Below are 20,730 nucleotides of genomic sequence, written 5' to 3'. Positions count from 1 at the left end.
GTCGCTCATTAGAATCCCGTTTTTAGTGCGTAAAAACCCGCTATTTTGGCTATAACTATTTGATTAATAAAATGAAAAAATTTTTTAAAAATTATCAAAAAATTTTAGACTAGCTGGATAAATAAAGTAGAAAGTAAATATAAAGTATTATTTAAACCCCGCATGTTAAGAATTAAAAATTAAATTTAACGCCTTATTTACTTTTGTCATAAATATAAACATTACTTTATTTGTGGTTAATCTTTAATGATTACTCCAGACATATACCCATTATAAAAATAAGGTTTTTTAATTTTTGAGATCTGGTTAAACAAATAGCAATTTAAACTATATTTAAGTAATATTCTTGGTGTAAAAGTTCAATATGTATTTATAGTGTCATATTAAATGCCTTAAATCGTCACTTTTGCCATATTTTGACAATTTTGTCAGATGGCAAATTTGTCAACATGACAAATCTGTCAATATTTTATTTTTAGCAAAATAAAACACTCTACTTTTCAATAGAGTGTTTCAATTTAAATACGCGCTTATTATTCAGTTAAAGTTAATTATTATTTAATAAATAACCTTAAACAAAATAGCCTTATTTAGTCGATTGACGTTTTGCTTTCTGTAATTTCTCATAGGCAGCAAGTAATGACTGATGAACAGGTAAATTAGCTAAATCAGGATCAATAGTTTGTAATCCGTAAAATGCTTGTTTGCCTTGTATTGCATTTAAGGCTGCTTGTAATGTTTTTTCGCCATACATACGAGAAAATGCGTACATATATTGTTCTGGTTCACGCTCAGTCTCTTGTTGTAATAATAAGAGATTGTGTAAACAGCGATAATAGTTTTGACGCTCTGGCGTAAATAAAGAAGCATTAAAGTCTTGAGTCCATTCAACCCAAACGAGCGCTTGATCAAGATCGCCACCCGCAAGCGCTAACATTGATTTTAATTCACCTACACGCAAATGGCTCCAACCATTATCTTTGCCCGGAGCAATACCAATCATCTCTCTGATACGTGTAAAGTCATCTAAACCATCTTCATCAAATTGACCAATAAGAGAAAGATACTCTTCTTTAGTGCCTTCGCTCGTTGGTAGAGAAAGAATGGTGTCACGCCAATGTACACCCATAATGTTATTGGCTAATTGTAAATCCTCAGCAGGATAAATATCAGATAAGCCCGGTACTAAAATACGACAAGCGTAAACACCTAGGTGTGAGTAGTCCATGATATAGACTTCTGCATCGCACTGCTGGCAAAGTGACATTAAGGTATGGAACTCTTCTTCTGTCGTACCACTGAAGTTCCAGTCAACAAATGCGTAATCGGCATCTTTCTTAAATAGATCCCAACTAATTAAACCACTTGAATCAATAAAGTGTGTTTCAAGGTTAGTATGATCACCAACTTCTTCATCATCAAAGCTTGGCGGATTAAAGACATCGAGATCTTTAAGGCTACGGCCTTGCAATAATTCAGTGACAGTACGCTCTAAAGCCACACCAAAATCAGGGTGAGCACCAAAAGAGGCAAAACAGGTACCATTTTGTGGGTTGAATAATACGACACAAATAACAGGGAATTGACCGCCTAAAGAGGCATCAAAACTAAAGATTGGGAAACCTTCTTGCTCTAATGTTTCAATCGCTTCAATAACAGCAGGGTAGCGAGCTAAAACTTCTTTAGGAATTTCAGGTAAGCTAATTCTCTCAGTGATAATGCGATTTTTTACATAACGTTCAAAAACTTCAGAAAGCCCTTGAACTCGTGCTTCATTCTTTGTATTTCCCGCTGACATGCCATTAGAAGCATATAAATTAGCAATAATGTTTACAGGAATATAAACAGGTTTTTCATCAGATTGACGTATAAATGGCAGAGCACAGATTCCGCGATCATGATTACTTGATTGTAAATCAACTAACTCACTACCACATAACTCACCTTCTGGATCATAAAATTCGCGTAAACGCGCATCTAATAAGCCAGCGGGAACAGAATCATCTTCTGTTAGTGGGAACCATTTTTCACTTGGATAATGAACAAATTCACCTTCTGCAATATCAGCACCTAACCAGAAATCAGAGAAGAAATAATTGGTTGAAAGACGTTCAAAGTATTCGCCTAGAGCAGAGGCTAATGCCGCCTTTTTGCTGGCACCTTTACCGTTAGTAAAACATAAAGGGCAATCTTTATCGCGAATATGCACAGACCAAACGTTTGGTACAGGGTTTAACCATGAAGCTTCTTCAATGTTAAATCCTAAGTCGGTTAATTTTTGCTGAAAGCTAGCGATAGAATCTTCCAGTGCGGCATCTTTGCCAGGAATAAATGTTTGTGACATGGCAGGTTTCATCAATATTTTGCTGGTGATAGTTAGGGGGCACATGATACTGAAATCCCCTGTAATGCACTAACGATTTCTTATGTCGAAAAATAACCAACTATATAGAAGCCTCATTATTTATTTGATATATGAGTTTTTTTAATAAATTCGTTTGATTTATCACGGAATTGATAATTAAAAATCATCATAATTAGATTTATTTATTAATTCATAAGGGATCGAAAAAAATGATGAAGAAAACATTGCTTGCCAGTTTGTTAGCTGTAATCAGTGGTTCTGTTTTCGCTTTGCCTAATGTCACTATTCTTGCAACAGGTGGAACGATTGCAGGCGGCGGTGATTCAGCAACACAGTCTAGCTATACGGCAGGTAAATTAGGCATTGATGTGTTGATCAATGCAGTGCCTGAAGCGAAGCAAGTGGCTAATTTAAAAGGTGAGCAAGTCGTTAATATCGGTTCTCAAGATATGAATGACCAAGTTTGGTTAAAACTCGCTAAAAAAATTAATGAAGATTGCGATAAAACCGACGGGTTCGTGATAACACATGGTACTGATACCATGGAGGAAACAGCTTATTTTCTTGATTTAACAACTGCTTGTAAAAAACCTGTTGTAATGGTAGGTGCAATGCGTCCTGCTACGGCATTAGGCGCTGAAGGCCCTTTAAACTTATTTAATGCGGTTGTGATTGCCAGTGATAAAGCCTCTGAAAATCGTGGTGTGTTAGTCACTATGAATAACGCGGTGATTAGTGGTAAAGACGTTGTTAAAATGAATACTACTGAAGTACAAGCATTCCAGCCTGTTAACGCAGGTGCTCAAGGTTATGTGCATAACGGTAAGGTTCATTATTATACTGCGGCATTACCTCGTGCAGATAAAGCCGCATTTGATGTGAGCAAACTAACCGAATTGCCAAAAGTTGGTATTGTTTATAACTACTCCAATGCGTCTGATTTACCAGCAAAAGCCTTTATTGATAATGGCTACAAAGGTATTGTTAGTGCAGGTGTGGGTAACGGTAACTTATATACTGATATTTTTAATACCTTAGCTGATGGCGCGAAAAAAGGTGTTGCAGTGGTTCGTGCAAGCCGTGTGCCAGTAGGATTTACCACCCAAAATGGTGAAGTGGATGATGCAAAATATGGCTTTATTGCGTCAGAGCGCTTAAATCCACAAAAAGCGAGAGTGTTATTACAGTTATCACTGACTGAAACTCAAGATCCTGCAAAAATTCAAGAAAACTTTGAAAAGTATTAAGTTAAACAAGTCTAAATAATAACAAGGCCTCATTCGTGAGGCTTTGTTATATTAAAAATCACATCATATTCATTGATTCTTTTTAGCGCTAGATACCACAACTTTCGCTGTAAAAAACGCCACAAACGGCGTAAAAGCAAACACAATAAACAGCCAATGTGCAGCATTTTGCGCGCCAAGAATACCTCCTGGATCTGTTAACCCTGCCATATTAACCACAGTCCCTGAAATAGATGCACCGACAGCTGTTGAAAACAATTGAATAGTGGTAATGGATGTTGCCGCTTTTTGAGCTTCTTGTCCCTGAGAAACGTGTAAAACACGGGTTAAATAATGAGGCCATGCCATACCAATTCCGGCACCTGTAAAAAAGAGAGCGATACAAATAATGATAATCTGCCCATAAGGTACGGTTAAAACATTAGAGATAAATAAACCGAGGATCACAATGGCTGAAAAATTAATCATTGGGCCAAAACGCATTAACCGCTGTGCAGTAGATTGTTTACTTGATGAAGACACAATGGCAGAGAAAGACCAACCCGCACCAACCAATGCCGCTAAATAACCTGAAAGTAGTGGGGTAACATTATGGATAATTTGCAAGAAATAGGGCACAAAGACTTCTGTTTGTACACTAATCCCTAATAAAGCCATTGTGAGATATATGGGTGCTAACGGTGCAGAAAAAGAAAATGTCCCTCTAGGAAATAAGCCATCATTTGATTTTTTATCAATATTGACTAACAGGAGAATAAAGATAAAAGCAAATATAAAGGATAAGGCGTTATATAAAATAACGTTATAAAGACTACCAATAGAAATAGATAATACAGCAAGCATTAATAAAATAAGCTGCTGATAAGGTAATGGGGTTTTCGCGACGATATTATCAGCATTATTTTCGGTAGGAAGAATAGTAAATAATAAAATAGCGTAAGGAATACCTACAAATAAAATAGACCAAAATGCACCGCGCCAAACATCATATTCAGCAAATATTCCACCTAGCGCAGGGCCTAATAGTGTTGATATTCCCCACATGCTAGACATTAATGCCATGGCTCTAGACCAAAGTGGTTGAGGAAACATGACCCGAACTAAAGAGTAAGCAAGAGCCAGCAACATTCCTCCGCCAGCTCCTTGAATAAATCGCCCTAAAAGTAATATCTGCATTGAGGGTGCTGTCGCACAAATAACAGAACCTGCTAAAAAGCAAATTGTGGCAAAAAGATAACTATTGCGGGGTGCAAGTACGCTCAGTAATCGAGAAGTTAATGCAGAAGAGAGAATTGAAGCCAGAATAAAAACAGTGGTGTTCCATGCATATAAATTAAGCCCACCAATATCACGTACAATTGAAGGTAGCGTTGTGATCGTAATATAGACATTAATTGCATGTAATGCGACACCTCCTGCCAAAGCGAGCGATTTTAGACTATTTTTTCCATGAAGAAGCATTCCCCAGCTCGCTTCTTCTTTTTTATTTACACTCCCCGACATAAAACACTCCTAACCATTATTTTTATGCTCTGCATATTATGCGTTAGTTCACAATAATCATTGCGCCAATTTAACGGGAATGATACAACCGATAAAGGTCATTTTGTAAAAACATATTCAGATAGGGTGAATTTGAATGAGTCAGGTATATAACTTTAGTGCAGGTCCGGCTATGTTACCGGCAGAAGTCCTTCGTCGTGCAGAATTAGAATTATGCAACTGGCATGAACTTGGGCGTTCGGTTATGGAAATTAGCCACCGCAGTAAAGAGTTTCTTGAGGTTGCTCATCAGGCAGAACAAGATCTTCGCGATCTTCTCAATGTGCCAGAAAACTATAAAATTCTTTTTTGCCACGGTGGTGCTCGTGGCCATTTTGCTGCTTTACCTCTCAATTTATTAGGCGATAAAGCAAGCGCTGATTATATTGATGGTGGTTATTGGGCTAAAAGTGCAGCCGAAGAAGCTGAAAAATATTGTTCGCCGAATATCATTAAAATTAAAACAGAAATTGATGGCAAAATTGGCGTTAAGCCAATGAAAGAGTGGCAATTAAGTGCTGATGCTGCTTATGTGCATTATTGCCCAAATGAAACCATTGATGGTATTGCCATTCATGAAGAGCCAGATTTTGATGACAGCAAAATTGTTATTGCTGACTATTCATCTTCTATTTTATCTCAACCGATAGATGTTAGCCGTTTTGGTGTTATCTACGCGGGTGCACAAAAGAATATTGGTCCTGCGGGTTTAACGATTGTCATTATTCGTGAAGATCTATTAGGTAAAGCGCGTAAAGAAACGCCTTCCGTGTTTGATTACACTGTGCTTGCTGAAAATGATTCCATGTTTAATACACCACCTACCTTTGCTTGGTATTTATCAGGTATGGTCTTTAAATGGCTGAAAGAGCAAGGTGGTTTGCAAGAGATGGCAAAACGTAACTATGAAAAAGCAGCGCTTCTTTATAGTGCAATTGATAATAGTGATTTCTATATCAATCGTGTTGCCACAGAGAATCGTTCACTAATGAATGTACCTTTCCAAATGTCTTCTCCTGAGTTGGATTCTGTATTCCTAAAAGAGGCAGAAGCGCAAGGTTTAGTCGCATTAAAAGGTCACCGTGTATCAGGTGGTATGCGTGCTTCAATTTATAACGCAATGCCATTGGAAGGTGTTCAAGCATTAGTTGACTTTATGGCTGATTTTGAACGTCGCCATGCGTAAGAAATAAAATTTAGAATAAGAAAATCTGCTTAACATACAGGTTTTCTTATTCATTCAATATTCAAGATGTTAATAATTAAAATTGAATTACTTAGTGCAGAATTAATAAATAAAAATATAAGTATCTAAATAATTTTATATTTAATTAAATAACATCCCTCTTAATTTATTTGTCTATTGGAGTTTTTACCTGTTTATGGAATCGTTAACATTACAACCTATCGCTCATATCGAAGGTGTTATTAATTTACCAGGATCAAAAAGTGTCTCTAACCGTGCGTTGTTATTAGCGGCTTTAGCTAAAGGTAAAACTCGTCTAACCAACTTATTAGATAGTGATGATATTCGTCATATGCTTAATGCATTAAAAGCGTTAGGTGTGCAATATCAATTATCAAATAACAATACGGTATGTGATATTGAAGGGCTCGAGGGAAAGTTTAAAACAAATTCGCCATTAGAGCTCTTTTTAGGTAATGCAGGTACAGCAATGCGCCCATTAGCGGCTGCATTAAGTCTTGGTGAGCACGATATTATTCTTACGGGTGAACCTCGTATGAAAGAGCGTCCAATTGGGCATTTAGTTGACGCTTTACGCCAAGGTGGCGCAAAAATTGACTACCTTGAACAGACAGATTATCCGCCAATTCGCTTATGTGGTGGTTTTTTAGGTGGTAATGTTGAGGTTGATGGGCGTGTTTCTAGCCAATTTTTGACTGCATTATTAATGACGGCACCTTTAGCTGAGCAAGATACTATTATCACTATTAAAGGCGAATTAGTATCAAAACCTTACATTGATATTACCTTAGCATTAATTAATACCTTTGGTGGGAAAATTGAAAATCAAGACTACCAACGCTTTGTTATAAAAGGTGGGCAGCAATATCAATCACCAGAAAAGTACCTTGTAGAAGGTGATGCTTCATCTGCTTCTTACTTTTTAGCCGCTGCTGCCATTAAAGGTGGCACTGTACGAGTTACAGGTATAGGTAAAAATAGCTTACAAGGGGATATCCATTTTGCTTCTGTGCTTGAAAAAATGGGCGCAAAAGTACGCTGGGGTGATGACTATATAGAGTGTGAGCGTGGAACGTTAAAAGGCATTGATATGGATATGAATACTATCCCTGATGCAGCAATGACCATTGCTACCACGGCACTTTTTGCTGAAGGTGAGACTGTTATCCGTAATATCTATAACTGGCGTGTAAAAGAAACTGACCGATTAGCGGCAATGGCAGCAGAGTTACAAAAAGTAGGTGCGATAGTTGAAGAAGGGCACGACTACTTAAAAGTAACGCCACCAAAACAGTTAATCACTGCGGATATCGAAACTTATAATGATCACCGCATTGCGATGTGTTTTTCGCTGGTGGCACTTTCAGATACGCCAATTACTATTCTTGATCCAGGATGTACTGCAAAAACCTTCCCTGATTATTTTGAGAAATTAGAAACACTTTCTCAACGTAATAATTAATGTGAAAATCATTAATTAAAATGAGTCAAAATTAAATCAATTAAATCGGTAGTATTGGACTTTTTAAAGAACAATACTGCCGATTTTTTATTGTGATTAGATTAATTTTTCTAAAAAATACACTATCTCGAAAAAATAATATTAAATAAGACCCTTTAGTGCTTATCTGCTTGTTTCTTCCTATACATTGTATGCGTATAATGTCGCGCATATATTAATACTGTTTTTCTCTGTTTGAATACAATGCCTATTATATCAATGTAATAAGAGCAACAAATACAGAAATGCAGTGCCCACGAAAAGGAGAAACTCATGGCGGTTATCGTCCCTGTTATAACTGTTGATGGGCCTAGCGGAGCAGGTAAAGGAACATTATGCCAAGCATTAGCGAAAGCGTTTGGCTGGCATTTACTCGATTCTGGCGCTATTTATCGTGTATTGGCATTAGCGGCTTTACATCACCATGTTGATATCACCTCAGAAGATGCTTTAGTTCCCCTGGCTGCAAATTTAGATGTACGTTTTATTCCTAATGAGAATGGCTTAAGTGTCATTCTTGAAGGTGAAGATGTTTCAACTGAAATTCGAACAGAAACAGTTGGGAATACGGCATCACAAGCTGCGACTTTTCCTCGTGTAAGAGAAGCATTACTGCGTCGTCAACGCGCATTTCGTACAGCGCCGGGCTTAATTGCAGATGGTCGAGATATGGGCACAATTGTTTTTCCTGATGCTCAAGTAAAAATATTTCTAGAAGCGAGTGCAGAAGAGCGCGCGCGTCGTCGCATGTTACAGTTGCAGGAAAAGGGCTTTAATGTTAACTTTGAGCGCCTTTTATCCGAGATAAAAGAACGCGATTACCGTGACCGGAATCGCGCTGTTGCGCCACTTGTTGCGGCGAAAGATGCATTAATTCTCGATTCTACAAGCTTGTCTATTGACGAAGTCATTGAAAAATCGTTGACTTATGCTAAAAAAAATCTGCAATTATCAGCGTAATTAATTTTTATTTCGTTTATACTAGGTAATTATCAAAATCGGGTTGACGTGTTAATGAAAACACAACAATGCCCGATGACCTTGTCACAAAGGATGTAACGAGGTATGTGAAACAACCCCATTCGGCCGGATGCTAAATGGACGTTAATTAAATTTACTTGAAGATCATTAACATGACAGAATCTTTTGCTCAACTCTTTGAAGAATCCCTAAAAACAATCGAAACTCGTCCTGGCGCTATCGTTCGCGGCGTTGTAGTTGCTATCGATAAAGACGTTGTTCTGGTTGATGCAGGTCTGAAATCAGAATCTGCTATTCCTGTAGAACAATTCAAAAACGCTCAAGGCGAATTAGAAATCCAAGTGGGCGACGAAATTGATGTTGCTCTGGACGCGGTTGAAGATGGCTTCGGTGAAACCGTTCTGTCTCGTGAGAAAGCTAAACGTCACGAAGCGTGGCTGATGCTGGAAAAAGCTTACGAAGAAAACGAAACTGTTGTTGGTATCATCAACGGTAAAGTTAAAGGTGGTTTCACTGTTGAACTGAACGGCATTCGTGCGTTCTTACCAGGTTCACTGGTAGACGTTCGCCCAGTTCGCGATACAACTCATCTGGAAAACAAAGAGCTTGAGTTCAAAGTCATCAAATTAGACCAAAAACGTAACAACGTTGTTGTGTCTCGTCGTGCGGTTATCGAATCTGAAAACAGCGCAGAACGCGATCAGTTATTAGAAAACCTGCAAGAAGGCATGGAAGTTAAAGGTATCGTTAAGAACCTTACTGACTACGGTGCATTCGTTGATCTGGGCGGTGTTGACGGCTTACTGCACATCACTGACATGGCTTGGAAACGTGTTAAACACCCAAGCGAAATTGTCAATGTTGGCGACGAAATCACTGTTAAAGTCCTGAAATTCGACCGTGAACGTACTCGCGTATCATTAGGTCTGAAACAACTGGGCGAAGATCCATGGGTAGCTATCGCTAAACGTTATCCAGAAGGTACTAAACTGACTGGTCGTGTAACTAACCTGACTGATTACGGTTGCTTCGTAGAAATCGAAGAAGGCGTTGAAGGTCTGGTACACGTTTCTGAAATGGATTGGACTAACAAAAACATTCACCCATCTAAAGTTGTTAACGTTGGTGATGTTGTTGAAGTTATGGTTCTTGACATCGATGAAGAACGTCGTCGTATTTCACTGGGTCTGAAACAGTGCAAATCTAACCCATGGCAGCAGTTCGCAGAAACTCACAACAAGAACGACCGTGTTGAAGGTAAAATCAAGTCTATCACTGACTTCGGTATCTTCATCGGTTTAGACGGCGGTATTGATGGTCTGGTTCATCTATCTGACATTTCTTGGAATGTTGCAGGTGAAGAAGCAGTTCGTGAATACAAAAAAGGCGACGAAATCGCTGCTGTAGTTCTGCAAGTTGATGCTGAACGTGAACGTATCTCACTGGGCGTTAAACAATTATCAGAAGATCCATTCAATAATTACCTGTCTGCTCACAAAAAAGGTGCTATTGTTTCTGGTAAAGTAACTGCTGTTGACGCTAAAGGCGCAACTGTAGAATTAGCTGACGGTGTTGAAGGTTACCTGCGTGCTTCAGAAGCTTCACGTGACCGCGTTGAAGATGCAACTCTGGTTCTGAATGTTGGCGAAGCTGTAGAAGCTAAATACACTGGCGTTGACCGTAAAAACCGCGTTATCAACTTATCTGTTCGTGCTAAGGACGAAGCAGACGAGAAAGACGCTATCGCTTCTGTAAACAACAAAGAAGAAGTTGGTTTTTCAAACAACGCTATGGCTGAAGCTTTCAAAGCAGCTAAAGGCGAATAATTTAAGTTATTAACGGAAGGCAACGTTAATCGTTGCCTATTTATCGGTAGTTTAGGGAGGTAATATGACCAAGTCTGAGTTAATCGAGAGACTTGCAGGCCTACAATCTCATCTTTCGGCTAAGACGGTTGAAGAAGCTGTAAAAGAAATGCTTGATCATATGGCTGATACTTTAGCTGATGGTGAGCGTATCGAAGTCCGCGGATTCGGCAGTTTTTCTCTACACTACCGTGCGCCGCGTACGGGTCGTAACCCGAAGACTGGTGATAAAGTAGATCTGGAAGGTAAATACGTTCCACACTTTAAGCCAGGTAAAGAGTTACGTGACCGTGTAAACATTTATACGGAATAATAACTCCTGTCGAAATGGCACGATGTTAGTTAACTTTCTCAAAAACGGTGCTTAGGTGCCGTTTTTTTATTACCAATTATTATGACTTTTAGCGTATTTTTCTGCTCTCTAATCTTCTTCAATCTCTGATCTTGAATTGATTGATTTGCTCTATTTACTTTATCCCACTAGTACCTACCTTTCTTACTTCTTCTTTACTACTGTATTCTGCTTTAGTTGTAATTTCTCTATTTAATTACCTGTATCACTTAGTTGTTTGGCTTTTTACGAGTTTCTTCTCAAAATTCATTGTATGCAACAAGAGATCTTTTTCTTTTTATAAAGCATCGCTAAAAAATGACCTAAACGTCTTTCTTTAACTGAATGGTAATATCATGATATTTAAAGAATGATTGAAGGTAAGGATGCTGAAAATGATTTTATTGAATCGAATAATAAACTTTTTTGAGTTAAGGGTGGTATCAATAAAATGGAGGTGCTTTCATTCAACCTATTTTCAAAAACTCTATTTCACAAAGTTAACTTTAGATAATATTGCTTTAGCAATGATATTAGGTTGCTTACCGTTATTAGCTCAACATACACTTTTTAGCCAAACTATTTATTCTATTATTATTCTAGTTGCTCTATTTCTATTATTTGTTCCTTTTTGCTCATTCCGATTTTTAGCAATATTTCTGTTTTTCTGGGTTTATTCAAATATGGCTGCGTCATCGTTAATGACGAGAACGGAACAGTTTGCTGATAATATGGCAACATTTGAAACCAAAGTTATGGGATATCGCCAATTAGCAGATGGTAATATTATTATCAAAATACCTATTACGAAAAAAACGCTCTTTTCATCATCTGTTTACGCTAACGTGTATTGGCGAAATCCGCCTAAAAATATAGCGGTAGGGCAATATTGGAAGCTTAAGATTCAATTCAGAGCTGTACATAGCTATTTAAATGAAGGTGGGTTTGATAGCCAAAAATATGCCGTTTCTATGAAAGAAACTCTAACGGGTAAAGTGATGACGGCTAAGTTTATCCGAGATGATATATCACTGCGTATTCAGCTTATTCAGACCATCTCAGCTTATTGGCAAACAGCAAAAAATAAAGGTGAAATAATTGCTTTAGTCTTAGGTGATAAGCGATATATCGAACCTGAAAAAAAAGATCTCTATATGAAAACAGGAGTTGCACATTTAATTGTGATATCGGGTTTACATATAGGTTTAGCTGCCTTTGCTGGTTGGGTTATTGCAAGAGGTATTCAATTTCTTTTTCCTATTAGATGGATTAATCCACAATTTCCATTAGTTATAGCTTGGCTATGTGGTGTTTTCTATGCCGCGTTATCGGGTTGGGGAATACCAGCAACAAGAGCTGTTATTGGATTAACCGTTTGGGTTATTTTGCATTGGGGGAGCCGATTATTTTTACCGTGGCAATGGGCACTTTGGAGTGCTGTACTCATTCTTATTGTTGAACCTCTTTCTATACTTTCAGCCAGTTTCTGGCTCTCATTTTCTGCTATATTCGCCATTATTTTTTGGTATTGGATGTACCCATTAAAAGCTAAATATAATTATCAAAAACGGTGGTTTATTTTAAGATTAGTACATTTACAATTTGGTTTATTAATTATTTTATTACCATTTCAATTATATTTATTTAGTGGTGCTAATTTTTTTAGTATTATTGTTAATTTATGGGCGGTTCCTGTTATTTCTTTTATTACCGTACCATTAATAATGCTTGGATTATTGACATTTTTTCTCTCATTTTTTCAACCGATAATTTGGCATTGGGTTGATCTTTCAATTAACCTTGCTTTTTGGTGTGCTCCATTATTTTTACCATTTTGGCAAGATAGCGGCGCTATCCCCTTATTATTAGGATTTTTGGGAATTGGTATTATTTTAGTCATCAAAATGTCATGGTGGTATCATCATTTTATTTGTATTGTGGCTATTGCTACTATTTTATATTGTGAATTCGCCGCTTCTTCACGCTATCAATGGCGAATGTCTATGCTAGATGTTGGGCATGGTTTAGCGATTATTATTGAAAAAGAAGGAGAGGCAATTATTTATGACACTGGAATACGTTGGAAAAGTGGTGGTTCAATTGCAAAAAGTGTCATTATTCCTTATTTAAAAAGCCATCGACTTAAACCCGTTGCATTGATAATTAGTCATGATCATCTTGATCATACGGGTGGTATTAAAGATTTAATAAAAGCTTATCCTAACTTAAGCATTCGTAGTAGTTTTGACGATCCTTCGCATTTACCTTGCTTAAGCAATAAATCATGGCAGTGGAAAGAGCTTCAATTTGATGCATTATGGCCACTGAATAAATCACTTTCTCCGAAGAATAATCAATCCTGTGTAATTAATGTCAGCGATGGTAAACACAATATTCTTTTGACTGGAGATATAGAGAAAGAAGCTGAAGCTCAATTGGTAAGAGTAAAAAAAGAACAACTGAAAGCAGATGTTTTACAAGTCCCTCATCATGGTAGTCAAACATCATCCACATTGATGTTTATTCAAGCTGTATCACCAAAAATTGCACTTGTTTCTGCTGCTCGTTATAGCCCTTGGCGTTTACCTTCTGATAAAGTACATCATCGCTATAAAAAAGAAGCTATTAATTGGCTAACAACCTCTATTAGTGGGCAAGTTTCTATCGAGTTTAATCAAGATAATATTGATGTATTTACCTATAGACGAGATATTTTACCTCGTTGGTATCATCAGTGGTTTGGTATTTTGACGTTTCCCGAGTAGAATGTCCGGCTAATTATTAAAAGTTTGGTAATATATATGAATGATATAGATCTATCAACGTGGCAAACATTCCGCCGCCTATGGCCAATGATCCGACTTTTCAAAGCGGGTTTAATCACTGCTGCAATTGCATTAATTATCAATGCGGGCGTGGATGCATTTATGATTTCTTTATTAAAACCGCTTCTTGATGAAGGTTTTGGTAAAGCGAGTAATGACGTATTAAAATGGATGCCTTTTGCCGTTATTGGACTGATAGTTCTGCGTGGTATATCTAACTTTATTTCAAGTTACTGTCTTTCTTGGGTATCAGGAAAAGTGGTAATGAATATGCGTCGCCGACTGTTTTCCCATATTATGGGAATGCCGGTGAGCTTTTTCGATCAGCAATCAACAGGGACTTTACTCTCCCGTATCACATATGATTCAGAACAAGTTGCCTCTTCATCATCAGGTGCATTAATTACTGTTGTACGTGAAGGTGCCTATATCATCGGGCTATTCTGTTTGATGTTTTACTATAGCTGGCAATTGTCTCTGATCCTTATCGTTATCGCGCCTATTGTTGCTTTTGTTATTCGTTTAGTATCGACTCGCTTTAGAACGATCAGCAAACGAATTCAAAATAGCATGGGGCAAGTGACAACTAGTGCAGAACAAATGCTAAAAGGGCATAAAGAAGTTCTGATTTTCAATGGTCAAGAAGTTGAAAATAAACGCTTTAACCATGTGAGCAATCATATTCGCCGTCAAGGTATGCGTATGGTTGTTGCGTCGTCAATTTCAGATCCTATTATTCAATTGATTGCTTCTTTCGCATTAGCATTTGTCCTATATGCAGCAAGTTTCCCTGAAATTATGGATACATTAACAGCTGGTACAATAACGGTTGTTTTCTCCTCAATGGTTGCATTAATGCGTCCATTGAAATCGCTGACTAATGTGAATGCTCAATTTCAGCGTGGTATGGCCGCTTGTCAGACGCTATTTGCTATCCTCGATATGGAGCAAGAAAAAGACACAGGTAAATTAGAGCTGAAGAAACCGACTGGTGATATTGAGTTTCGCAATGTCACTTTCCAATATGTGACGAAAGATACACCAGCTTTAAAAAATATGTCATTTACTATTCCAGCTGGGAAAACTGTTGCATTAGTTGGACGCTCAGGTTCGGGTAAATCTACGATTGCAAACCTGATCACACGTTTTTATGACATTAATGAAGGTGAGATATTGATTAATGGTCATGATATTCGTGAATACACATTGAAATCTTTGCGTAATCAAGTGGCTCTGGTTTCTCAAAATGTGCATCTTTTTAATGAAACTGTAGCAAACAATATTGTCTATGCTTGTGAAGATCAGTATACCCGTGAAGATATTGAAAAAGCGGCGAAAATGGCACATGCGATGGATTTTATCCAAAAAATGGATAAAGGCTTAGATACTGAAATTGGTGAAAATGGTGTGCTACTTTCAGGCGGACAACGTCAGCGTATTGCAATTGCAAGAGCGTTATTGCGAGATTCACCAATTCTTATTCTTGATGAGGCAACATCAGCACTAGATACAGAATCAGAGCGTGCTATCCAGTCAGCACTTGATGAATTACAGAAGAATAGAACTTCTTTAGTGATTGCTCACCGTTTATCAACGATTGAGAAAGCGGATGAAATATTAGTTATTGAAGACGGTGAAATTATTGAACGCGGCGCACATCTTGATTTGATTGAGAAAAAAGGTATTTATGCTCAACTTCATAGGATGCAATTTGGCAAATGATTGAACGGATTTGGTCTGGTAAATCTTGGTTTTATATCCTATTGCTTCCATTCTCATGGTTGTATGGTGCGATCACACTGTTAAGGCGTTTTGCATATCAAAAAGGGTGGTTAGCATCATGGAAAGCCCCTGTTCCTGTTGTGGTTGTTGGCAACTTAACTGCAGGTGGGAATGGTAAAACACCTGTTGTGATATGGCTTGTTGAGCAATTAATACAGCAGGGATTTAAACCAGGTGTTGTGTCTCGTGGTTACGGCGGGAAATCAGACCATTATCCATTACTTTTGACATCCGATACATCACCTTCTATGGCAGGTGATGAACCTGTATTGATTCATCATCGAACAGGTGCTCCCGTTGCGGTTGCACCTAATCGACGAGATGCAGTAAAAGCGTTATTAGCTCAATATGAGCTTGATGTGATCATCACTGATGATGGTTTACAGCATTATGCATTACAGCGTGATTATGAAATTGTTGTTATTGATGGCCAACGTCGGTTTGGCAATGGTTGGTGGTTACCAGCAGGACCTATGCGGGAGCGTGCAGGGCGCTTAAATTCAGTAGATGCAATTATCGTTAATGGCGGAGTAAGCCAAGGTAACGAGATAAGCATGGTACTGGAAGGTGATATTGCTGTTAATCTTAAAACGGGAGAAAAGAAACCTGTTCAGCAAATTAAGAAGGCTGTTGCTATTGCTGGAATTGGTCATCCACCTCGATTCTTTAACTCTTTACATGAAAAAGGGATAGAGTTAATCACAACAAAAGCATTTAGTGATCATAGTGATTATAGCGCTCAAGAATTACAGGATCTAACGCCAGATTTAGAACCCCTTATTATGACAGAAAAAGATGCCGTTAAATGTCAGCATTTTGCGCAAGATAATTGGTGGTATTTACCCGTTAGCGCTGAATTAAATAGTCAATCTGTGCTAAAACAAGTCAGCAATTTAATTTACGGCTCGAAAAAAACTTGTATCTGATCTGAAACAATGATATTTATAGTGGAAATCAGGATAGCGTTACATAAAAGATTACCTACCTACAGTTGCATATCGCTTTTGTCGTAGTTCAATTTAACTCGCAATTACCCTATCTACTCAAAAGCCTTGTGTGGAGAGTTTGTGGATCTTGAATGTAGGGTTAATATTTTGTGCAGTGAATAGCGTTGGCTTTTGTGCACTATGAATAATAAAAACCATTTTTGATGGTGACTAGTTATCTCTATATTCGGTTATCTTTTTTATCAGTGCTCAATAAATATCAACATGTCATCTTTTTGTCATATTGATACTGTAAATATTTATTGTGCTTTAAGATATTTATTAAGCTTAGCTATCACGATTTTGAACATTTATATTGAATAATAAAATGCACTACTTAAATTAATGTGTTCAGAATTTAATTGGGGTTTTATATAAGAAGACTTAATAAAAAGTAGGATGCATTTGTATAGGAAAATAAAACTATACAAAGAACAAAAGGAGTTTATCTATCATGACATTACAATTAAGAATGGGTCGCGTAAAATGGTTTGACAATAACAAGGGTTATGGTCTTATTGTTGCAAGAGACATTGAACAAGAAGTTTATGTCAATAAAAAAGCGATTGCCAATACAAAAAATAAAGCATTAACAGAAGGTCAAGACGTTGAGTTTTCTGTTATCAGAACAGCAGCAGGTTTAGAAGCCGCTGATGTTATTGGATTTTAAATAAGGTTTAGCCTTGTTAAAGTTGTAGATAAAACGGTAGTTTAACATTGAGATTAAATTATCGTTTATGCCTATTTTTAGGTAGGTAGGCGGAAATAGTTTACCATCAAGCTGAATAAGTAATATAAAAGAGTCATTTCGTTAATTAGAATGCAATAAAGATAATAAAAAGGTTAAATTATTATCAATAAAAGCTGAATGTAATTCTTTATTAATGATGTTGCAGACTCAACGATAAAAAGCCACACTAATGTGGCTTTTTTGTTGCTTATAGTAAAAGAGAAAATAATAAATTTATTAATAAATAAAATAATTTTCGAATTATCACTAAACGAGAGGTTTTGAGTATTAACGCTGATCCTTCCTTATGATATCCTTTTGCCATATAAAATGATTAACCCTTGAGAGGGACAAAATGGATCACCGCTTACTTGAAATTATTGCTTGCCCAGTTTGCCACGGCAAACTTATCTTTGATAAAGAAAACTCAGAGCTTATCTGCAAAATTGATCATTTAGCTTATCCTGTTCGTGACAATATCCCCGTTCTTCTGGAGAATGAAGCAAGAGAATTATCACTAGAAGAGGAAAAGTAACTTCATGTTCACGGTCATTATCCCAGGTCGATATGCATCGACCCGTTTACCGGGTAAACCCCTCGCGGATATTCATGGCAAACCTATGATTGTTCGTGTGATGGAACAGGCTATGCGCTCTGGTGCAAACCGCGTCATTGTTGCAACCGATAACTTAGATGTTGTTGCAGCAGTTGAAAAAGCGGGCGGGGAAGCGTGTATGACTCGCGAAGATCACCATTCAGGTACAGAACGTTTAGCAGAAGTCATTGAAAAATATCAATTTGCAGATGATGAAATAATCGTTAACGTACAAGGTGATGAGCCTCTTATTCCACCCGCTATTATTACCCAAGTTGCTGAAAACTTAGCAAATTGTGGTGCAGGAATGGCAACATTAGCGGTGCCTATTGTTGACTCAAAAGAAGCTTTTAATCCTAACGCGGTGAAAGTCGTGATGGATGCAAAAGGTTTTGCACTTTATTTCTCTCGTGCAACCATTCCTTGGGAAAGAGACCGTTTTAATTTATCACATGATGAAATTGGTGAGCATTATCTTCGCCATATTGGCATCTATGCTTACCGTGCGGGCTTTATACGTCGATATATTACTTGGGAACCAAGCCCATTAGAATCTATTGAAATGTTAGAGCAACTGCGTGTGCTGTGGTATGGCGAAAAAATCCATGTTGCAAAAGCATTAGAAGTTCCTGGTGTGGGTGTAGATACACAAGATGATCTTGTCGCAGCAAGAGCGGCATATCGAGCGCTTAACCAAGAATTTTAGTCTTTGAGCGACAACAAATAATATCAACGGCACTTAATTTTATTTAAGTGCCGTTTTTGTCTCAGTCAGCAAAGATATTTTTAATTATTAGCTTTTTTCTTTATCAGATTGATGATCTTCATTTTCAGGAATAGTGGCGGGTTGTCCAGTCGGTTTTATTGATTGCCACATCGATCCTAAAAACTCATACCATGCACGTTCACTGTGTTGAAAATAAGTGGCGGAGGGAAAATATTTCTCCCAAGGATGTAATGGTGAAGTGATAGCCAATTGGTTAGCTGGCGCAACGATAGGGTTCATGCCTCGTGCTAAAAAGAAACGTTCAGCGCGTGCTAAATGGTTGGCAGACGTCACAAGCAAAAATGGTTTCTTTCCAATTAATTTATCAACTTCATAGGCTTCTTCTTCTGTATCTTTCGGTGTTGATAGTGCGATAGTTTTATCCGCAGGTACACCTAAAGATTGTGCCACCTGAGCCGCTACCTCTGCACTACTTATCTGATTAACACCTGCTCCCCCTGTAAAAATCAGTGTCGAATTGGGATTGCGATAATAAAGTCTTACACCTTCAGCAACACGAAACAAACTATTGTTAAGAAGATTAGAACTTGGTGCCCATTCTGGGTTATAAGTAAATCCACCACCTAAAACAACAATGTAGTTCACATCTTGTTGCGAATTTTCTCGTAATTCATAACGAGCTTGATACTCTTTTTCACTTGGCATTAATAGTGTATCGGCAACAGGTTGTATGCCTAGAATAGTTAACAGAACAAGCGCAACAGTGAGTAGGCTTTTTCCGGTTTTTTGCCAACGTGTAAACCAAAGTAGTGCTAATGCAAAAAAGGCGATTAATAAGAGCAAAGGCAAGGGCATCAGAAAGCCTGCAACATATTTTTTGAGCAAAAACAGCATAAATCATCCTAGATTGAGTGAAATACATGCAATTGATAGCGAAAGTTTAGTGAAAACTAGGGGAATTCCAAGACGTTGTGTCAAAATAGCTAACACAACAACGATTCACTAAGTTTTCATCAATAGAAATAAAGAACCGTTTAATTATTTATAAAACGATAAACGTTTGAACGTTAATTTTTTCATTAATAAGCGTTATATTTGTACTGCGCTTTGCGAATAGTCTGATTCATGACTTATTTCTTTAGAGAAAACAGTCAGTATCATAGAACACTGGTAAAATTGCCGTCTTTATTTATGTACAGTGTCTCATATTTTTGAATTTATCAGAACGCAGAGAGCGCAAGTAGTAAGTTGTTATCATGAGGCGTTTTAATGTCAGATCGTAATTTTGACGATATTGCAGATAAATTCTCCCGCAATATCTATGGCACAACAAAGGGTAAAATACGTCAAGCGGTGATTTGGGAAGATTTACAACAATTATTGACCCTTTTACCTAACCGAAGTTTGCGTATTTTAGATGCAGGTGGAGGTGAAGGTTATTTCTCTCGTCAGCTTGCTAAATTAGGACACCAAATTATCTTATGTGATTTATCACAAGAGATGCTTAATCGCGCACAAGAAGCTGCGATTGAAGAGGGTGTCATCGAGAACATGATGTTTATTTGTTGTGCGGCTCAAGAGATTAAAGAGCATATAGATGAAGGGGTTGACTTAATTCTATTTCATGCAGTATTGGAATGGATCACGGATCAGAAAGACGCAGTAAATGTTCTTACCGATATGTTGCTACCTAATGGTATCTTATCGCTAATGTTTTACAATGCGAATGGTATTGTCATGAGAAATGCGATTTTAGGGAATTTTCATCTGGCAAATCCTGAGATCCCACGTAGAAGAAAAAAATCGCTATCACCTCAAAATCCATTACAACCAGAAGATGTTTATCAATGGTTAGATGAGTTTTCGATGACAATATTGGGAAAAACGGGTGTTCGTGTTTTCCATGATTATTTGCAAAGTCGTCAGTTACAAAATAAAGATTTTCCATCGTTGCTTGCATTAGAGCAACGATATTGTCGGCAAGAGCCCTATATCAGTCTGGGGCGTTACATTCATGTCATGGCACAAAAGCGTGTAAATTAAGGA

At 37.5% G+C, this 20,730-nt stretch carries 16 protein-coding genes; 13 read left to right on the top strand and 3 right to left on the bottom strand.

Annotation, left to right across the window (positions count from 1 at the left end):
* Window positions 1–586 precede the first annotated feature (586 nt).
* Window positions 587–2,344, bottom strand: a complete 1,758-nt coding sequence (gene ycaO, locus ABN212_RS09550; RefSeq protein ID WP_198620528.1) for a 30S ribosomal protein S12 methylthiotransferase accessory factor YcaO — start codon at window positions 2,342–2,344, stop codon at window positions 587–589.
* A gap of 230 nt (window positions 2,345–2,574) precedes the next feature.
* Here ycaO and ansB point away from each other — a divergent pair, with 230 nt between their 5' ends.
* Window positions 2,575–3,612: an L-asparaginase 2 gene (gene ansB / locus ABN212_RS09545; RefSeq protein WP_109373520.1), complete on the top strand. Its 1,038-nt coding sequence runs from the start codon at window positions 2,575–2,577 to the stop codon at window positions 3,610–3,612.
* 69 nt (window positions 3,613–3,681) lie between these two features.
* Here the strand turns inward: ansB and ABN212_RS09540 are convergent, their stop codons facing one another.
* Complete coding sequence (locus ABN212_RS09540; RefSeq protein ID WP_198632275.1) at window positions 3,682–5,115, bottom strand: MFS transporter; 1,434 nt, start codon at window positions 5,113–5,115, stop codon at window positions 3,682–3,684.
* 136 nt (window positions 5,116–5,251) lie between these two features.
* Here ABN212_RS09540 and serC point away from each other — a divergent pair, with 136 nt between their 5' ends.
* The 11 genes from serC (at window position 5,252) to kdsB (ending at window position 18,663) form a co-directional block, all read left to right on the top strand.
* Entirely contained in the window at window positions 5,252–6,340 is a 1,089-nt protein-coding gene (gene serC / locus ABN212_RS09535) for a 3-phosphoserine/phosphohydroxythreonine transaminase (RefSeq protein ID WP_196533048.1), read from the top strand.
* A 196-nt stretch (window positions 6,341–6,536) separates the two neighbouring features.
* Window positions 6,537–7,823, top strand: a complete 1,287-nt coding sequence (aroA, locus tag ABN212_RS09530; RefSeq protein ID WP_198626167.1) for a 3-phosphoshikimate 1-carboxyvinyltransferase — start codon at window positions 6,537–6,539, stop codon at window positions 7,821–7,823.
* A gap of 312 nt (window positions 7,824–8,135) precedes the next feature.
* Window positions 8,136–8,822, top strand: a complete 687-nt coding sequence (cmk, locus tag ABN212_RS09525) for a (d)CMP kinase (RefSeq protein ID WP_098943727.1) — start codon at window positions 8,136–8,138, stop codon at window positions 8,820–8,822.
* A gap of 173 nt (window positions 8,823–8,995) precedes the next feature.
* Window positions 8,996–10,669 carry a 30S ribosomal protein S1 gene (gene rpsA, locus ABN212_RS09520; protein WP_006537421.1) on the top strand — a complete coding sequence of 558 codons (1,674 nt, stop codon included), beginning with the start codon at window positions 8,996–8,998 and terminating at the stop codon, window positions 10,667–10,669.
* Between the two features lie 64 nt (window positions 10,670–10,733).
* Window positions 10,734–11,021 carry an integration host factor subunit beta gene (gene ihfB, locus ABN212_RS09515; protein ID WP_006537420.1) on the top strand — a complete coding sequence of 96 codons (288 nt, stop codon included), beginning with the start codon at window positions 10,734–10,736 and terminating at the stop codon, window positions 11,019–11,021.
* Between the two features lie 404 nt (window positions 11,022–11,425).
* A complete protein-coding gene (locus ABN212_RS09510; RefSeq protein ID WP_349443160.1) occupies window positions 11,426–13,804 on the top strand; it encodes a DNA internalization-related competence protein ComEC/Rec2 in 2,379 nt (792 codons plus the stop codon).
* 36 nt (window positions 13,805–13,840) lie between these two features.
* Window positions 13,841–15,586, top strand: coding sequence for a lipid A ABC transporter ATP-binding protein/permease MsbA (gene msbA, locus ABN212_RS09505; RefSeq protein ID WP_109373525.1), 1,746 nt, complete (start codon window positions 13,841–13,843; stop codon window positions 15,584–15,586).
* The gene (lpxK, locus tag ABN212_RS09500) at window positions 15,583–16,572 is read left to right on the top strand and encodes a tetraacyldisaccharide 4'-kinase (RefSeq protein ID WP_198620504.1); all 990 of its coding nucleotides are present in this window, start codon (window positions 15,583–15,585) and stop codon (window positions 16,570–16,572) included. Before msbA ends, lpxK begins: the two co-directional genes overlap by 4 nt.
* A 514-nt stretch (window positions 16,573–17,086) precedes the next feature.
* Complete coding sequence (locus ABN212_RS09495; protein WP_023581324.1) at window positions 17,087–17,302, top strand: cold-shock protein; 216 nt, start codon at window positions 17,087–17,089, stop codon at window positions 17,300–17,302.
* A gap of 415 nt (window positions 17,303–17,717) precedes the next feature.
* Entirely contained in the window at window positions 17,718–17,897 is a 180-nt protein-coding gene (locus ABN212_RS09490; protein WP_004244593.1) for a Trm112 family protein, read from the top strand.
* A 4-nt stretch (window positions 17,898–17,901) separates the two neighbouring features.
* Window positions 17,902–18,663, top strand: coding sequence for a 3-deoxy-manno-octulosonate cytidylyltransferase (gene kdsB, locus ABN212_RS09485; RefSeq protein ID WP_072069670.1), 762 nt, complete (start codon window positions 17,902–17,904; stop codon window positions 18,661–18,663).
* An 87-nt stretch (window positions 18,664–18,750) separates the two neighbouring features.
* Here the strand turns inward: kdsB and elyC are convergent, their stop codons facing one another.
* On the bottom strand, window positions 18,751–19,578 hold the full coding sequence (elyC, locus tag ABN212_RS09480) for an envelope biogenesis factor ElyC (protein ID WP_198620505.1): 828 nt from the start codon (window positions 19,576–19,578) through the stop codon (window positions 18,751–18,753).
* Window positions 19,579–19,953: 375 nt separating this feature from the next.
* Between elyC and cmoM the strand changes: the two genes are divergently transcribed.
* A complete protein-coding gene (gene cmoM / locus ABN212_RS09475) occupies window positions 19,954–20,727 on the top strand; it encodes a tRNA uridine 5-oxyacetic acid(34) methyltransferase CmoM (protein ID WP_198620506.1) in 774 nt (257 codons plus the stop codon).
* The last annotated feature ends 3 nt before the right edge of the window (window positions 20,728–20,730 follow it).

The sequence above is a fragment of the Proteus genomosp. 6 genome, assembly GCF_040139785.1.
Lineage (GTDB): Bacteria > Pseudomonadota > Gammaproteobacteria > Enterobacterales > Enterobacteriaceae > Proteus.
This window is presented reverse-complemented; position numbering and strand designations above follow the sequence as displayed.

Excerpts from the sequence above, each read along its gene's own strand:
- ycaO (WP_198620528.1), bottom strand. The coding sequence starts at position 2,344 with ATGTCACAAACATTTATTCCTGGCAAAGATGCCGCACTGGAAGATTCT.
- ansB (WP_109373520.1), top strand. The coding sequence starts at position 2,575 with ATGATGAAGAAAACATTGCTTGCCAGTTTGTTAGCTGTAATCAGTGGT.
- ABN212_RS09540 (WP_198632275.1), bottom strand. The coding sequence starts at position 5,115 with ATGTCGGGGAGTGTAAATAAAAAAGAAGAAGCGAGCTGGGGAATGCTT.
- serC (WP_196533048.1), top strand. The coding sequence starts at position 5,252 with ATGAGTCAGGTATATAACTTTAGTGCAGGTCCGGCTATGTTACCGGCA.
- aroA (WP_198626167.1), top strand. The coding sequence starts at position 6,537 with ATGGAATCGTTAACATTACAACCTATCGCTCATATCGAAGGTGTTATT.
- cmk (WP_098943727.1), top strand. The coding sequence starts at position 8,136 with ATGGCGGTTATCGTCCCTGTTATAACTGTTGATGGGCCTAGCGGAGCA.
- rpsA (WP_006537421.1), top strand. The coding sequence starts at position 8,996 with ATGACAGAATCTTTTGCTCAACTCTTTGAAGAATCCCTAAAAACAATC.
- ihfB (WP_006537420.1), top strand. The coding sequence starts at position 10,734 with ATGACCAAGTCTGAGTTAATCGAGAGACTTGCAGGCCTACAATCTCAT.
- ABN212_RS09510 (WP_349443160.1), top strand. The coding sequence starts at position 11,426 with ATGCTGAAAATGATTTTATTGAATCGAATAATAAACTTTTTTGAGTTA.
- msbA (WP_109373525.1), top strand. The coding sequence starts at position 13,841 with ATGAATGATATAGATCTATCAACGTGGCAAACATTCCGCCGCCTATGG.
- lpxK (WP_198620504.1), top strand. The coding sequence starts at position 15,583 with ATGATTGAACGGATTTGGTCTGGTAAATCTTGGTTTTATATCCTATTG.
- ABN212_RS09495 (WP_023581324.1), top strand. The coding sequence starts at position 17,087 with ATGACATTACAATTAAGAATGGGTCGCGTAAAATGGTTTGACAATAAC.
- ABN212_RS09490 (WP_004244593.1), top strand. The coding sequence starts at position 17,718 with ATGGATCACCGCTTACTTGAAATTATTGCTTGCCCAGTTTGCCACGGC.
- kdsB (WP_072069670.1), top strand. The coding sequence starts at position 17,902 with ATGTTCACGGTCATTATCCCAGGTCGATATGCATCGACCCGTTTACCG.
- elyC (WP_198620505.1), bottom strand. The coding sequence starts at position 19,578 with ATGCTGTTTTTGCTCAAAAAATATGTTGCAGGCTTTCTGATGCCCTTG.
- cmoM (WP_198620506.1), top strand. The coding sequence starts at position 19,954 with ATGTCAGATCGTAATTTTGACGATATTGCAGATAAATTCTCCCGCAAT.